Origin of the sequence: Ralstonia sp. R-29 (assembly GCF_049913345.1) — a bacterium.
Classification (GTDB): Bacteria; Pseudomonadota; Gammaproteobacteria; order Burkholderiales; family Burkholderiaceae; genus Ralstonia.
In genome coordinates this window covers 3,401,641-3,416,255 of sequence record NZ_CP184377.1, presented here as the reverse complement: position 1 = coordinate 3,416,255, position 14,615 = coordinate 3,401,641, and the positions used below count along the sequence as shown (strand labels likewise).

Here is a 14,615-nt window from a genome sequence, read left to right as displayed (position 1 = left end):
TGTGCGTCTCCTTATTTTCCGCCGCCGAACAGGCGTTGCAGGAAGCCCGGCTTGTTGTATTCGACGTAGCGCAGTTCCTTTTCCTTGCCCAGGAAGCGGTCGATCACGTCGTGGTAGGCGTTGGCCACATCGGAGCCTTCCAGGTGGATGGCGGGCAGGCCTTGGTTGGACGCTTGCAGCACAGCTTCCGATTCCGGAATCACGCCGATCAGCTTGATGCGCAGGATTTCCTGGATGTCAGAGAGCGACAGCATCTCGCCTTCGGACACACGCTTCGGGTTGTAGCGCGTGAGCAGCAGGTGTTCCTTGATCGGCTCCTTGCTTTGCTCGGCACGGCGCGACTTGGACGACAGGATGCCCAGGATGCGGTCCGAGTCGCGCACGGAAGACACTTCCGGGTTCGTCACGACGATGGCCTCGTCGGCAAAGTACATCGCCATCAGCGCGCCCGATTCAATACCGGCGGGCGAATCGCAGACGATGTATTCGAAGCCCATTTCCTTCAGGCCTTCGATCACCTTCTCGACGCCGTCACGCGTGAGTGCATCCTTGTCGCGCGTTTGCGAGGCGGGGAGGATGAACAGGTTCTCGCACTTCTTATCCTTGATGAGGGCCTGGTTCAGGTTGGCCTCACCATGGATCACGTTGATCAGGTCATACACCACGCGGCGCTCACAACCCATGATGAGGTCGAGGTTACGCAGGCCGACGTCGAAGTCGATGACGGCGGTCTTGTGACCGCGCAGCGCAAGGCCGGCGGAAAACGCCGCACTGGTGGTCGTCTTGCCGACTCCGCCCTTGCCGGAGGTGACTACGATGATCTTGGTCATGGCTCGTATATCGAAAAGTTAAATCGCTCGGCGCACAGGGTGCGTTACTTCATCCGCAACGGTTCGAAAACCAGCGTGTTGTCCGCGAGCCGGACCTGCGCAGGCTTGCTGGCGTAGGCATCGGGCCACGGGGTTTCGCCGGTGCGGTAGATGCCGGCGATGGAAATCAGTTGGGGCTCCAGGCACGTGCAGAAGATGCGCGCATCCAGATTGCCCTTCACACCCGCCAGCGCACGGCCGCGCAGCGAGGCATAGACGTAGATGTTGCCCTCGGCGATCACCTCGGCGCCGTCGCTCACGATGTCGAGCACCACCAGGTCGCCGCGCGCATAGATACGCTGGCCGGAACGCAGGGGGCGATCGACAATCATCGTGCCGGGCTGCATGGCCACAGCATCAGCGGGAGGAACGGCAGAGGCAGGGGCTTCTGCGGCTTGGGCGTGTTCGGGCGCATCCTGTGCGTCCTTGCCCTCTTTCTCACCACGCGGGCGGCGGCCCTGGCTCCCATGGCTATCCAGCAGCGGCAGGCCAAACGCCTGGGCCCACTCGGCTTGCTCGGGGCTGGCCACCACGCCGATCGCGCGGGCGCGCAGCGCGGTCAGGGTCTCCACCAAACGGTCGATGGGCAGGCGCTCATCCTCGGCGAGGCGGCGAACGTCGATGGCGATCACGTCGTTGGAGAAGAACTCCGGCGTGTCGGCAAAGCGTCGCGTGAGTTCGGCAGCCAGCGCGTCCATGTCGGCGGTGCGCGGCGACAGCAGCAGGGCATCGACGGTGCCGCTGCGGATCTCGAACAACGGCGCTTTCTTCTGAGACATAGAACGGCTACGCGGAAAAATGGGCTCATTCTAACGTTGTTGACGAAACGCCTTGGATTTTTTGGCCCAGCCAATCGACTGGCCGATGGAGATGCGCTTCAGGCGCGCATCTTGCGGCGCAGACGGCGATGCATGCGCCCTGCGCGAGGCGGTCCGCATGCGATTCAACACTGCCCTGCACCGCGTGCAGATCAGCATACGGCCGCAGGACATCGGGCAAGGGCGGAGACGTCATGAAAACGGCTTGGTGGATCGTGGCAGGCGCGGCACTGGTTGCCGGCATTGGCGTGTATACGGCGAAGGCCGACCGAGCCGTGCCCGAAGTGGTTGCGCGGACACCATCGGCAACCGCCTCGCATCGGCCCACAGGATTGCCAAGCGATACGGCCCAGCCGCAGCCAGGCGTGACGAGCGACAGCCGCGCTGATCCCACCGCCGCAGCCTATGAGCGCTTTCGCACCGAACTGACCAGCTACACCGCTGCGCGCAGCACGTTACCCACCACCGAGCGGGTACGCCGCGCCCGCGCGCTGCTGCAAGCGCTACCCGCACGCTTGCACGATGACCAGATCCTGCCTGCGGAAGCCTTGGTCCTCACCGCCGTGCTGGCACAAGACGCCAGCGCCAACACCGCGACACGCGAAGCCCTTGTCGCCGGTATACGCGCGCAGGTCGAGCAATACGCGGCGCAGCGTGTCGGGCCCTCTCCAGCAGACGACCCACGCCACACGCGCTATGCGCAGGAAAGCGCGCGGATTGCCACGGAAGTCGAACAGCGTGTGCCGGCACCGCAGCGCCAAGCGGTGTTGAGCACGCGCCTGCAGCAGTTACGCGCACAGCTGTACGACGGTGCACCGGCCGAGCCTTGAAGCGCCCGACCGTTTGCGTTCCTCATTCGTTCAAGCAGACACGGAGACGATCATGCGATGGCACATGAATCTGCGGGTGGCACTCTTGTGGACGGTGGCCATGCTGGTCAGCAGCGTGGCAACAGCGGCGGCGTACCGATGGGAAGAAATCACGCTGCCGGTGGCGTCGGGCGCAACGTGCGGCAACGGCACGCCCTATCGGTTCTACGTCAACCGTGCACCTGCGCCCAACGACCGCAACCTGCTCATCGCCTACGAATTCGGCGGCGCTTGTACGGATTACGGCAGCTGCACGGGCGAGGGCGGTGCCATCAGCGCGAAGAACCCGGACGGCATCCCCGCAGGCTATCTGTGGTCGATTCCGTCGCAGGGGTGGGTCAACCAGATCGCCTCGCCGGTCATGAGCGCCATCACGGGCAACATTCCGTGGCTGGCCGGCTCCAGCGACGGCAAGCTGCCACCCACCGCCAACTGGACCAAGGTCTTCCTGCCGTATTGCACGGGCGACGTCCACGCCGGCAGTGCGATCCGCAGCTACGTTTCAGCCGACGGTGCGCACACATTGCTGCAGCACTTCGCGGGGCTGGCCAATACGCGTGCTGCATTGGCCTGGATGAACAGCAACGGACTGGGCAAGCCCGACAGAATGCTTGCGTGGGGCCTGAGCGCCGGCGGCTACGGCGCCATGGCCAACTACGCCTTCCTGCGCAGTGCGCTGCAGCCCCAGCAGAGCGCACTACTGGATGACGGCGGTCCGTTGTTCCCGGTGAACCTGGACGGCGATGGCAGCGACAGCTACGCCTACCGCATGTATTCCGTCGCCTTCCGGGACTGGGGCATGCTGGAGTCCGACGGCTTGCTGGACCGCCTGCGGCGCGATACGCCTGTCGGCGGCTCGAACGCCAATCTGCGTGCGCTCGGACAGCTGTACGGCGCACTGGCACATGCGTTCCCACAGGACCGATTCGGCCTGTCCGACACGTTGCATGACGCCACCATTGCGCGCTTCAGTTACGCCGGCCGTTACCCCGAGGTGGATGCGCTACCGACCACGCAACGCGATGCGGCGCGCATGGCCATGTTCGAGCACGACAATCAGGCGCTCATCACAGCTCTGCGCGGACGGGCCCCCAACCTGGGCTATTTCTTCCCGTGGGATCACTACGGCATCGCCAGCAACCACACGGCAACCGCGGTGACGTTCCTCGGCACGGAAATCGACAACACGGGCATCAATGTGGGGGCGTTCGTGACCGACCTGGTATCGGGTGACGATCCGGCGCAACGCCCAGTCATGCAGATGGCGGCGACGCAGCCACCACCACCGTCGCTGGCGGCGGCCATTGCTGAGCAGATCCAGTCCATCGTTCAGATCGTCCGCGAGTTTGTCGGCGCGAGTTCATAGCGACTGAAGCGATGCCCTGCTCGCGCAACTGTCATCCGACCGTCACAGCGTCGTCACGCACGCTTTTGATACTTCTCGGCTTCTGAGCCCCCCGGCCCAGTCGGCAGTTCCCTCGCGTTGCGCAAACGGTTACCCGCGTGTTCACACACATGCACGCGTACACGCGCCTCGGTAGTTCGTTGTCTGCAGTCCCGCAGTTCGCATACCAAAAAAGATCTTCAGGGAGAAGTCCATGCGAGTCCGACCGTTGTGCTCGGCGGCGTTGCCGCTTGCTGTGTTTTTGTCGATGTCACTGGCTGCCTGCGGCGGCGGTGACGATTCCACCACCACCGGCAGCACCGGCTCGACGGGCGACACCACGCCGGCCGCGGCCGCACCCACCGGCACCAAGGCCACGCTGGCCGTGCTGGAAACGACCGATCTGCACACCAACGTGCTGTCGTACGACTACTTCAAGCTCGCGGCCGACAACTCGCTCGGTTTCGAGCGCGTGGCGACGCTCATCAACCAGGCGCGCACGCAGTTCCCGAACACGCTGCTGCTGGACAACGGCGACACCATCCAGGGCACCGCGCTGTCGGATTACCAGGCGATGGTGAGCCCCATCCCTTGCAATCAGACGCTGGCAATTTACAAGGTGATGAACGCGGCCAAGTACGACGGCGGTGGCATCGGCAACCACGAGTTCAACTACGGCCTGCCTTACCTGTCGCAAGTCACGGGCAACACGTTCAACGTGACGGGCATGCCCGATCCGTCTGCGCAAACCAAATGCGCGGGCCCGAACTTCCCACAGGTGCTGGCCAACGTGATGAGCGCGAAGACGAATGCGCCGCTGTTCCAGCCGTACACCATCATCACCAAGACGGTGACAGCCACGGCGCCGGACGGCAGCACCGTCAGCGCGCCGGTCAAGGTCGGCATCATCAGCTTTACGCCGCCGACCATCACGAGCTGGGACAAGCGCTGGCTCGACGGCAAGGTCTACACGGTTGGCATCAAGGAAACGGCCGCCAAGTACATCCCCGAGATGCGCGCGAAGGGGGCTGACCTGATCGTTGCCATTTCGCACGGCGGGCTGGATAACTCGACGTACTCGCCGACGATGGAAAACGGCAGCTGGTGGCTCTCCACCGTGCCGGGCATCGATGCGATGTTGATCGGCCACTCGCACCAGCTCTTCCCGGATGCGAAGAGCACCGTGAGCCAGTTCAACCTGCCGGGCGTGGATAAGGTAGCCGGCACCGTGAATGGCGTGCCGACCGTGATGGCCAACTACTGGGGCAAGCACCTCGGCGTGATCAAGTTGGGGCTCACGTTCAACGGCACGAACTGGGCTGTCGACAAGACGCAAACGACGGTGGAAGCGCGTTCGATCCAGAACGCCGACAAGACCTACGTGGCCGCCGACCCGACCGTCTCCGCCGCCATCGCCACCGAACACCAGGCCACGATCAACTACGTGAAGACGCCGGTGGGCAGCACCGACTTCAACATGAGCACGTACTTCGCTGATGTGGGTGACCCGGGTGCGATCGAGATCGTCAACCAGGCGCAGGCGGATTACGTGTCGGCGTACATCCAGGCGAACCTGCCGCAATACGCGTCACTGCCGGTGCTGTCGGTCAGCGCGCCGTTCAAGAGCGGCTTTGGTGGTGGCACGGACTTCACCGATGTAGCTGCAGGCCCGCTGGCCATCAACAACGCGGCGGACCTGTACCTGTATCCGAACACCGTGTATGCCGTGAAGGTGGCAGGCTCCGACATCAAGAACTGGCTGGAAACCGCGGCCAAGCGCTTCAACACCATCGACCCGACCAGCGCGACGGTGCAGAAGCTGGTGAGCACGTTCCCGGGCTACAACTTCGACATGTTCACGTCGCCGGACCTGACGTATGAAATCGACGTCACGCAACCGGTCGGCAGCCGCATCAAGAACCTGCAATACAAGGGCGCGGCGATTGACCCGGCAGGCCAGTTCATCGTGGCCACCAACAACTACCGTGCGAGCGGTGGTGGCAACTTCCCGGGGCTGGATGGCAGCAAGACGATCTATGCGTCGCCCGATGCCAACCGCGATGTGCTGATCGCGTACATCAAGAAGATCGGCAGCGTGCAGCGCGCGACCAACGGCTCGCAACGCAGCTGGCGCTTCACGAAACTAGCGAGCTCGGTGGCCCAGGTGCAGTTCACGTCCGCGCCCAACAAGCTGGCCAGCGCCACGGCAGCCGGCATCACCAACGTCACGCAAGTGGCTGCGGATGACGGTTCGGGCAAGGGCGTGGCGGTGTACCAGATCGATCTGACGCAGTAAGCCGGAGTCAGCTATGCCATCTCTTCGTTCCGCATGGGCCGGTGCGCCGACCTTTGAATCGCCGCGCCAATCGGTGCCGATGCTCACGGTAGCCGCCGCGCTGGCGATCGCCGTGACAGTCGGCGGGTGGCTGTCGCACGCACGTCAGGCACCGACAGTGGATGCCACACAGTTGGAGTCCTGGCGCGCGATGGTCGTGCAGGCGATGGAACCGGAAGCGCTGCAGCAGTTGCGTCAACTCGCACGCAGCGGCTCGGTGTCGGCACAGTCTGCGTTGGGTGAAGCCCTGCTCAGCGCGCACGATGGCTCACTGCGCAACGAGGGGATGCGTTGGTTGGAGACCGCTGCGCCGAGCGATGCACATGCGCAGTTGTCGCTCGGCAAGGCGTTGCTGCTCGGTACTGGCGGTGTGGCTCGCGACTATCCGCGTGCGCTGCATCTGCTGCGTCTGTCGGCTGACAAGGGCGATGCAGCGGCCGCGTACTATCTCGGTCTGATGTATCGCAGCGGCTACGGCACGGCCATCGACACAGCACAGGCTGCGCATTGGTTCGATCGCGCAGCGCGTCACGAGATTCCGGCGGCAATGTTCATGCTGGCCAATGCGTACCGTGACGGCGATGGTGTGCCACGCGATGAAGCCCGCGCGCTGGCGTTGTACCAGGATGCTGCCGAGCACGAATTGCCCGAAGCCGTGCAAGCCCTGGCGATGGCGTATCAGAACGGCGAACTCGGCCTCAAGCGTGACGATGCCGCGTATCACCAGCAGTGGATTGAGACGGCGCATGCGCTGAAGCACCCTGCGCTCGCGCCATAACGACGAGGCTTTTTTCAATACAGCCCTCGGGTCTGGGCGTGCAAACGCACCAGGCCCAGCAGGGCATCGATCTGTGGTGTCGGCACACCGACGTGCTGACCAATCTCGCGCACGGATGCCACGAGCGCGTCGATCTCCAGCGGCCCACGTCCGGCCTCTGCATCCTGCAGCATTGATGTCTTGAACGCACCAAGCTGGCGTGTCACTGCACAGCGCTCTTCGCCGCTCTGGTCGATCGGGCAACCGATGCGCGCGCCAATCGCTTTCGCTTCTTCCATGATGGCGAGGCAAAACGCCGCCACCTGCGGATCATCGAGGATGCGATCGCACGTTGCACCCGTGAGTACGGACACCGGGTTCATCGTCATGTTGCCCCACAGCTTGAACCAGATGTCGCGCTGAATGGCTTCGCTGCGTTCGATCTGCAAACCCGCACGTTCGAAGAGGGCGCTGACCGCATCCAAGCGCGGTGATGCACCACCTGCCGGCTCACCCAGGATCAGCCGCTTGCCGAACCCATGACGCACGTGTCCCGGTGCCGACGTTGAGCACGTCAGATGCACCACGCAACCGAGCACGTTGCGCGTTGGAATCGACTGCGCAATATGGCCGTAAGGATCGACGGATTGCAAACGCAACCCTTCTAGCGGCCCAGGCCGATCGAAGAACCACCACGGCACGCCGTTCATCGCCACCACCACGCAGGTCTCGGGGCCGACGAGCGGGGCGATGCTTTGCGCGACGCTTTCCATAGCCGGCGCCTTGACGGCCACGATCACCACATCCTGCACCCCGAGCGCATACGCATCATCGCTCGCGTGCACCGGTACGGATTGCGTGACGCCATCTTCGGTCAGCCGCAGGCCGTCTGTCTGCAACGCTTGCAGCGTAGCGCCACGCGCCAGCACGTTGATCGACGAATGGCTTTGCGCCAGCTTCGCGCCAAGGTAACCGCCGACCGCGCCGGCGCCAACGATGCAGAGTCGTGTCATCACACTAAGGCAGTTGATTGCGTAGGACCACCAGCCACTGCATGACCGAGTTGGTGTACGGGTCGATCTGGTTGGCGTCATTCAGCTCGATAAGACTCATCGAGGCAGATTGCTGCACGTTACCGCCGATGGCCTTGGCTTCATGGCGCACGGTATCGACTTCGACCACCAGGTCACAGTGCATGGGCGTCATGCCAGAGCGAATCTCGGCGGGGTCGGACATGAAGCGATCCGCGCCGCGTGCGGTGCAGATGAGATCGCCAGGGCGGGGCACAGCGGGGGTGCGCTCGAGCACGAACGCCGGGTGCTTGAGCAGATGGTCACGCGCATCGGTCACGTATTCCGCGTGTGTGGCACCGGTGAGGAACTGGTCGTTCTGCAAACCGGCCTTGCGCATCACCCACGAAATGAACACCGCTGACCACGCCCAACCGCCGGTGGTCAATTGCTGGCAGGTCGGTGTCTTGCCGACGATGCCCCAGTAGCGCTTGGCCAGCCTGCAGCCGCGCGCCGTGGCCTCGCCACCGGTACCGTCGGGATAGCGTAGGCAGGGTGTTGCTGGGGGGGGCGATGCCGCAGGATTGGCTTTGGGCATCGACATGTCGCCGCCGGCTTCTTCATCGGAAGGGGCGGGGGTCGGATCATCGGCCGTCAACCAGCGGCCTTGCGGCTGATCCGGAAAACCACCGCCGGCCACGCAATACGTATCGTCGCGCGCCACGCGCACGGTCTGGCGTCCCCAGCGATCCCATTCGGTCAGTGCGATCTCGATCATCTTCTGGCGCGTCGTGGCGCCGGGCGTGGTCTGTACGACCTCGTTGTCGGGCAACGGCTCGGCCTGAGGGCGCGCAGGGGGCGTTGTACAGCCTGCAAACCAGAAGGCTGGTGCAATCAGAACAATCGGGAGAACCGTGCGCAGAACGCGCTGGAAGGGGCGGGACATGGGGGAAGAGGGGCGGGATGGCCTGACGGGGAGACAGGCCTTCCGACGTGGTACGCCAGCACAGCGGGCTGGTCACGCATGCAATGGCATGCCACGTCGTTGGCGCGGGCCGGGCAATCCGGTCACGCCAGGGTCGTCATCACCTTAGGCGTTGACAGCGTCCTTGAACTTCTGGCCGGCCTTGAACTTGACCGTCTTGGCCGCTTCGACCTTGATTTCTTCGCCGGTGCGCGGGTTGCGGGCCATGCGCTCGGCACGCTCACCTTGGCTGAAGGTACCAAAGCCGATGAGGCTGACCGCATCGCCTTTGCCAACGGATTCCATGATGGCTTGCAGCGTCACGTTCAGTGCCTGCTCGGCCTTGGCCTTGGTCAGACCGTCTACGCCGCTGGCGATGGCGTCGATCAGTTCGGTTTTCGTCATTGCTTGACTCCCTTCAAGAGTAGATAAAACACACAACAGAGCGTCCGGGGGATGGCTCCAAGGGCGACATGATACCGGCATGCGAACAGCGCCGGCGTGTGAGCTTTGTAACCGCGCATCGCGTGCGAGTTCCGCAAAGCCGCACGCAGCCTGGGGGGCGCGATGGCCGCATCACATCGATAGGGCATTTCTGGAGGGTGGCTTGGGTATGGCTGGTTCGCTCGTCGATAGGAACGACGCAAGTCGATCGATGGGTTTACCTTTTTCTTTATGTATACAGATAGTAGTAGTAGATAACGGTGGATATCTTCTGTGGATAACCACAAAAAGCGCTTTGGATTCAATGGTTTGCCGAAAGCAAAACCGATAGCACAGTGTGTGTCCCGACGTGGATAGCTTGCCGGTTTCGTTCCATCGTCTGTCGACCCTCGCCGCACTTGTGCCCACACCGTCGACAGGGCAGCCACAGACAGCCAACAGGCTTTGCTGGGGGTTATCCACAGCGGCAGGTCGAGTTATCCACAGAAACTATCCACAAAGGCTATCCACAGGCAGGGCGGAGGGCGTGCCGCACGTGTCGAGATGCCATGCTTTTGGTGTAGGCTCTCGGCTTCGCTGATCGACGTTCCTGTTTTGTTGCCGCCGCCCATGACACGCTTGCCTTCCGACGCCCAACCCGTTCAGGCCGACTTGTCGCCAATAAAGCAAGAGGCGCCGGCCAAACTGCGCCGCCGTGATCGTATCGAGGTGCGTGAGTCGGGCGTCCACGGGCGCGGTGTATATGCGGTGGCGCGCATTGCCAAGGGCAAGAAGATCATCGAATACAAGGGCGAGCACATCTCGTGGAAAGAGGCGCTGCGTCGCCATCCGCACGATCCGTCCGACCCGAACCACACGTTCTATTTCAGCCTGGAAGACGGCAGCGTGATTGATGCCAAGTTCGGCGGCAACCGCGCCCGCTGGATCAACCACGCCTGCAAGCCGAACTGCGAAGCGCGCGAAGCCGATGGCCGCGTGTTCATCCACGCGCTGCGTGACATCGAACCCGGTGAAGAGCTGTTCTACGACTACGGCCTCGTCATCGAGGGCCGCCAGACCAAGGCGTTGAAGGAACAGTTTGCGTGCCGCTGCGGCGCCAAGAAGTGCCGCGGCACCATGCTGGCGCCGCCGGAAAAGAAGACCAAGAAGAAGTAAGCTCGCCTGAGCCGCGCTTAAGCCGCGGCATCTGCCAGCGGCAGACGTAACACGAAGCGCATCACGCGGCTGCCGTCGCGTGCCTTCGCATCGTCAATGGCAACAGTGCCGCCATGCAGGCGCACGATGTCGTGCACGATAGCCAGGCCCAGGCCGCTGCCTTGTGGTTGGCCAGGCTGATGATCCGCATCCCCACGGAAGAAGCGCTCGAACACCTCGGCACGCCGTTCGGCCGGAATCCCCGGGCCGTTGTCTTCCACACTCACCACGCCCCACCAGCGCGCAGCATCGTCGGCTTCCATGCCGGCACGCAAGGTCACGCGTCCACCCGAGGGGACGTACTTGATGGCGTTGTCGAGCAGGTTGTTGATGGCCTCGCGCAGCAGCAGCGCGTTGGCCAGCACAGGGGCTTGCAAGGCACCCGGTGAGGTGGCACCTTGCGGCCAAGCCTCGAAACCCAGATCCAGTCCGCGTGCCAGTGCGCGTGGTACCCACTCCGCGCCGGTATCGAACGCCAGCGCAACGAGATCCACGCGCATTGGCGGACCGAGTTGATCGAGCGTCATGCCCGGCTCCGCACGGGCCAGCGTCAGCAATTGGTTGGACAGCCGCACGGCACGGTTGGCGCCGGATTGAAGCTCCAGCAGCGCGGGCCGGGCCTCTTCCAATGTGTTGGCTCCGACGGCGCGATCGGCGTGCAGCTTCAGTGCCGTGAGCGGCGTGCGCAGTTGATGCGCAGCATCGGCAATGAAGGTGCGCTGTGCTTCCAGTGCATCGCGCAGACGGGCCAGCAGCGCATTCATGGCGTTGATGAGGGGCTGCAATTCTGCCGGCACACGCTGTGCGGATTCAGCCGGCAATGGCGTCACCGATTGCGCGCTCTGCTTGTTGAGCGTGTCGGCCAGCGTCTGCAGTGGCTGCAGCTCTTCCTTGAGCACCAGCGAGAGAATCAAGCCGCCCACGGCCAGCAGCACGATCAACGGAATCGACACCGATAGAAGCACTTCCTTGGCTGCCAAATCGCGGTGGTCGAGCAGCTCCGCCACTTCCACGACCAGGCCGTCTTCGGGCGGCACGGCATCGGGCAAGGTCGGCGGGTTGACTGCGGGCGCGGTCTGCGCTTGCGTGGGTGCGAGGGCAGGGCGCGCGGTATCGCCCTGGGGCGGCGGCGGCACAGGCTGGCGCGGCGATTGCGGCCGCGGCATTTCGGCACGCATGCCAGGCAAGAGCAGATGCACGGCGCGCACCTGTTTGCCGTCGATCCAGCTATAGAACACGCGCGCCTCGCCAATGCGCACCTGGCCCGAGCCGTAGCCCAGTGGCACATCGCGCCCGATCAGCGTGCCGCTGGGGCCGGCAATGCGCCAATAGATGCGGTCTTCGCCGCTGTTCTGCACCAGCGTCTGCGCGGTGAGGGCAATGTCGTACAGCTTGGCCGCCGGCACGTTGGGGCCGGCCAGGCGTAATTGCTCGGCCAACGTATTGGCCACGCCCACCAGCGCACGGTCGAACACCTGCGCGGTGTAGTGCGCCGCCAGCCAATACGACAGCGCACCCGTACCCAGGATCAGGCCGAACAGCGGCGTGGCCAATGCGCGCAGCAGATGCAGGCGCAGGCTGACGGCGCCGGTGGCGGGCGCGGCGGTGGCGGGTCGGTGGCGCTTGAACATGAGGTAAGGCAGGCTACGCCGCGGCGCGGGCCTGCAGCAGATAACCAAAGCCGCGCACGGTGACGATCTCCGCGTCGGACTGCTCAATCTTGCGGCGCACGCGGTGCACATAGACTTCGATGGCCGTGTCGCCCACCACGTCGTGGCTGGCTTCACCGATGGCGTGGCCGAAACTGGCGAGGTGGTCCTGCAATTGCACCTTGCTGACCACGCGCCCCTGACGCAGCATCAGCAGCTCCAGCACGGCAAATTCGCGAGGCGACAATTCCAGCGGTGCTGCATCTACGAAGATGCGGCGCTCGACACCACTCATGCGCAGCCGGCCGACGAGGACGTCGGGGCGCGCAGCCGGTTCTGCCGAATCACTGCGTCGGCGCAGCAGGGCGCCCACGCGCGCGACGAGCTCCAGCATCTCAAATGGTTTGAGCAGGTAGTCATCGGCGCCGGCGTTCAGGCCGTTCACTTTGTCGAGCAGGCCATCGCGCGCGGTCAAGATCAACACAGGCGTAGCGCGATCACGCGCGCGGAACTGCGACAGCAGCGTCATGCCGTCGATGCCCGGCAAGCCTAGATCCAGGATGACCAGATCGTGCGTTTGCCGCGCCAACTGCTCTGTCGCGAAGACCCCGTCGTGCACGACATGCACGCGGTGTCCGGCCTGGGTGAGCCCGGCGTGGATGCCACTGGCGATGGCGCGGTCGTCTTCAATCAGCAGGATGCGCATGCGATGCGGTCCGGAATGCGGAGCAGAAAGGGGGATCGGTGCAGTTTGGCAGCGCTACAATGCCCCGATGACCGATGCCCTGCTCACCATCACCGACCTGGAGGCCGCCATCAATTACTGGCGCGCCCGTTCGCCTTCGGAAGGCGAGGAGTTGCGGCTGTGTGCCGAGGCGTCGGCGCTGGCCAAGCCGTATGCGCTGATGATTGTACAAGGCGCCACCCGCATCGCTCCTGAGCAACTGAGCGACACCGCGCGGGCGGCGTATGAGGCGTGGCGCGCAGCCGTTGGAGGCTGAGCGCCAGCATTGAGGTGGCTACTTCGCGCCGGTGGTCTTTGCGGCCTGCTCGATGAAGCGCGCGAGATCAGCATCCCGGTGCGTGAGCCCGTTCGCATCATGCGTGGACAAGGTGATGTCCACGCGATTCCACACGTTGAACCACTCGGGGTGGTGATTCATCTGCTCGGCTTTGATCGCCACGCGCGTCATGAAGCCGAACGCGGCGTTGAAATCGGCAAAGGTAAACGTCTTCTGGATGGCGTCGCGGTCGCTCTGCAGCGTCCAGCCGGGCACTTCGGCAAACAGGGCCTTGCGTTGGTCTTCGTTCAGGGTCGGCATCATGGTGTCAGGCAGCGGTTGGGTGTGAATGCGCGCAGTATAGTCAGCGCTCAAATATCCGCCGTATCTGCCCAACCCTCACGGTTGCCGACGTTCAGCACGAGGTCCCCTTCCACCACATCACCGGCACCGAACGTCGGCAACGCGGCGAGTTCTTCATACAGCGGCGTGAAATCCGGACGCGTGGCATCAAACAACTGCTCGAAGCTGTCGATGGTGAAGTAGGTTTTCTGGAAGGTGTCGATGCGATAGCGCGTGCGCATGATGCGGCGCACGTCAAAGCCGATGCGGTTAGGGCTGGCGGAATCCAGCGCGTACACCGATTCACTCTTGCTCGACACGATGCCCGCACCGTAGATGCGCAGACCGGCCGGCGTGCGGATCAATCCAAATTCCACTGTGTACCAGTACAAGCGCGCCAGCATGTCGAGCTGGCCCAGCTTGGCTGCCTTCAGGCCGCCCTTGCCGTAGGCTTCCATGTAGTCGGCAAAGATCGGGTTAATCAGCAGCGGCACGTGGCCGAAGATGTCGTGAAAGCAGTCCGGCTCTTGCAGGTAATCGAGCTGATCCGGGTGGCGCATCCACCAGCTGGCGGGAAAGCGACGATTGGCCAAGTGCTCGAAGAACACCTCATCCGGCACCAAACCCGGCACGGCAACGATCTGCCAGCCGGTCGCGCGCATCAGCGTTTCGTTCAGTTCAGCAAACGAGGGCACGCGGTCTCGGCTCATGCCCAGCGTCGACAGGCCTTGCAGGAATTCATCGCACACGCGGCCCGGCAGCAACGCTTCCTGGCGGTCGTACAGCGTGCGCCAGGTGGCATGGTCGGCTGCGGTGTAGCGGTGCACCGGCTGTTCAATGGTGAAATCCGGGCGCAGCGTCTGGCCATCGAGGCCTTCTGCAAATTGCTCGCGCAGTTTGTCCGTCAGGGTGCCGGTAAAGCCGGCGGGCGCAGCGTTTGCGGGGGCAGCGGGGGCGTTGGTTGCGATGGCCATGGTCA

At 63.8% G+C, this 14,615-nt stretch carries 15 protein-coding genes; 6 read left to right on the top strand and 9 right to left on the bottom strand.

Annotation, left to right across the window (positions count from 1 at the left end):
- Window positions 1-11 precede the first annotated feature (11 nt).
- Together minD and minC are read right to left on the bottom strand one after the other, a co-directional pair.
- Window positions 12-830, bottom strand: a complete 819-nt coding sequence (gene minD / locus ACN9M1_RS16095; protein WP_039598221.1) for a septum site-determining protein MinD — start codon at window positions 828-830, stop codon at window positions 12-14.
- A 44-nt stretch (window positions 831-874) separates the two neighbouring features.
- On the bottom strand, window positions 875-1,648 hold the full coding sequence (gene minC, locus ACN9M1_RS16090) for a septum site-determining protein MinC (RefSeq protein WP_426395927.1): 774 nt from the start codon (window positions 1,646-1,648) through the stop codon (window positions 875-877).
- Window positions 1,649-1,881: 233 nt separating this feature from the next.
- Between minC and plcR the strand changes: the two genes are divergently transcribed.
- From plcR to ACN9M1_RS16070, 4 genes are all read left to right on the top strand, one after another.
- Window positions 1,882-2,517, top strand: coding sequence for a phospholipase C accessory protein PlcR (plcR, locus tag ACN9M1_RS16085; RefSeq protein WP_426395925.1), 636 nt, complete (start codon window positions 1,882-1,884; stop codon window positions 2,515-2,517).
- 52 nt (window positions 2,518-2,569) lie between these two features.
- Entirely contained in the window at window positions 2,570-3,922 is a 1,353-nt protein-coding gene (locus tag ACN9M1_RS16080) for a pectin acetylesterase-family hydrolase (protein WP_426395923.1), read from the top strand.
- A gap of 232 nt (window positions 3,923-4,154) precedes the next feature.
- Window positions 4,155-6,236: a bifunctional 2',3'-cyclic-nucleotide 2'-phosphodiesterase/3'-nucleotidase gene (locus ACN9M1_RS16075; RefSeq protein WP_426395921.1), complete on the top strand. Its 2,082-nt coding sequence runs from the start codon at window positions 4,155-4,157 to the stop codon at window positions 6,234-6,236.
- A 13-nt stretch (window positions 6,237-6,249) separates the two neighbouring features.
- Entirely contained in the window at window positions 6,250-7,053 is an 804-nt protein-coding gene (locus tag ACN9M1_RS16070; protein WP_426395920.1) for a tetratricopeptide repeat protein, read from the top strand.
- Window positions 7,054-7,067: 14 nt separating this feature from the next.
- Here ACN9M1_RS16070 and ACN9M1_RS16065 read toward each other — a convergent pair whose 3' ends face one another.
- From ACN9M1_RS16065 to ACN9M1_RS16055, 3 genes are all read right to left on the bottom strand, one after another.
- On the bottom strand, window positions 7,068-8,045 hold the full coding sequence (locus ACN9M1_RS16065) for a 2-dehydropantoate 2-reductase (protein ID WP_426395918.1): 978 nt from the start codon (window positions 8,043-8,045) through the stop codon (window positions 7,068-7,070).
- Window positions 8,046-8,049: 4 nt separating this feature from the next.
- Window positions 8,050-8,988, bottom strand: a complete 939-nt coding sequence (locus ACN9M1_RS16060) for a DUF2272 domain-containing protein (protein ID WP_426395916.1) — start codon at window positions 8,986-8,988, stop codon at window positions 8,050-8,052.
- Window positions 8,989-9,132: 144 nt separating this feature from the next.
- On the bottom strand, window positions 9,133-9,411 hold the full coding sequence (locus ACN9M1_RS16055; RefSeq protein ID WP_004628548.1) for an HU family DNA-binding protein: 279 nt from the start codon (window positions 9,409-9,411) through the stop codon (window positions 9,133-9,135).
- A gap of 648 nt (window positions 9,412-10,059) precedes the next feature.
- On the opposite strand from ACN9M1_RS16055, the gene ACN9M1_RS16050 reads away from it, so the two are divergent.
- A complete protein-coding gene (locus ACN9M1_RS16050; RefSeq protein WP_426395914.1) occupies window positions 10,060-10,605 on the top strand; it encodes an SET domain-containing protein in 546 nt (181 codons plus the stop codon).
- Between the two features lie 17 nt (window positions 10,606-10,622).
- Here the strand turns inward: ACN9M1_RS16050 and ACN9M1_RS16045 are convergent, their stop codons facing one another.
- Window positions 10,623-12,275, bottom strand: coding sequence for an ATP-binding protein (locus ACN9M1_RS16045; protein WP_426395912.1), 1,653 nt, complete (start codon window positions 12,273-12,275; stop codon window positions 10,623-10,625).
- Window positions 12,276-12,288: 13 nt separating this feature from the next.
- Complete coding sequence (locus ACN9M1_RS16040) at window positions 12,289-12,999, bottom strand: response regulator transcription factor (RefSeq protein ID WP_426395910.1); 711 nt, start codon at window positions 12,997-12,999, stop codon at window positions 12,289-12,291.
- 67 nt (window positions 13,000-13,066) lie between these two features.
- Here ACN9M1_RS16040 and ACN9M1_RS16035 point away from each other — a divergent pair, with 67 nt between their 5' ends.
- Window positions 13,067-13,294, top strand: a complete 228-nt coding sequence (locus ACN9M1_RS16035) for a DUF3717 domain-containing protein (RefSeq protein WP_426395908.1) — start codon at window positions 13,067-13,069, stop codon at window positions 13,292-13,294.
- Between the two features lie 18 nt (window positions 13,295-13,312).
- Here ACN9M1_RS16035 and ACN9M1_RS16030 read toward each other — a convergent pair whose 3' ends face one another.
- Complete coding sequence (locus ACN9M1_RS16030; RefSeq protein ID WP_311529918.1) at window positions 13,313-13,618, bottom strand: 4a-hydroxytetrahydrobiopterin dehydratase; 306 nt, start codon at window positions 13,616-13,618, stop codon at window positions 13,313-13,315.
- 47 nt (window positions 13,619-13,665) lie between these two features.
- The gene (gene phhA, locus ACN9M1_RS16025; protein ID WP_426395906.1) at window positions 13,666-14,610 is read right to left on the bottom strand and encodes a phenylalanine 4-monooxygenase; all 945 of its coding nucleotides are present in this window, start codon (window positions 14,608-14,610) and stop codon (window positions 13,666-13,668) included.
- Window positions 14,611-14,615: the final 5 nt, after the last annotated feature.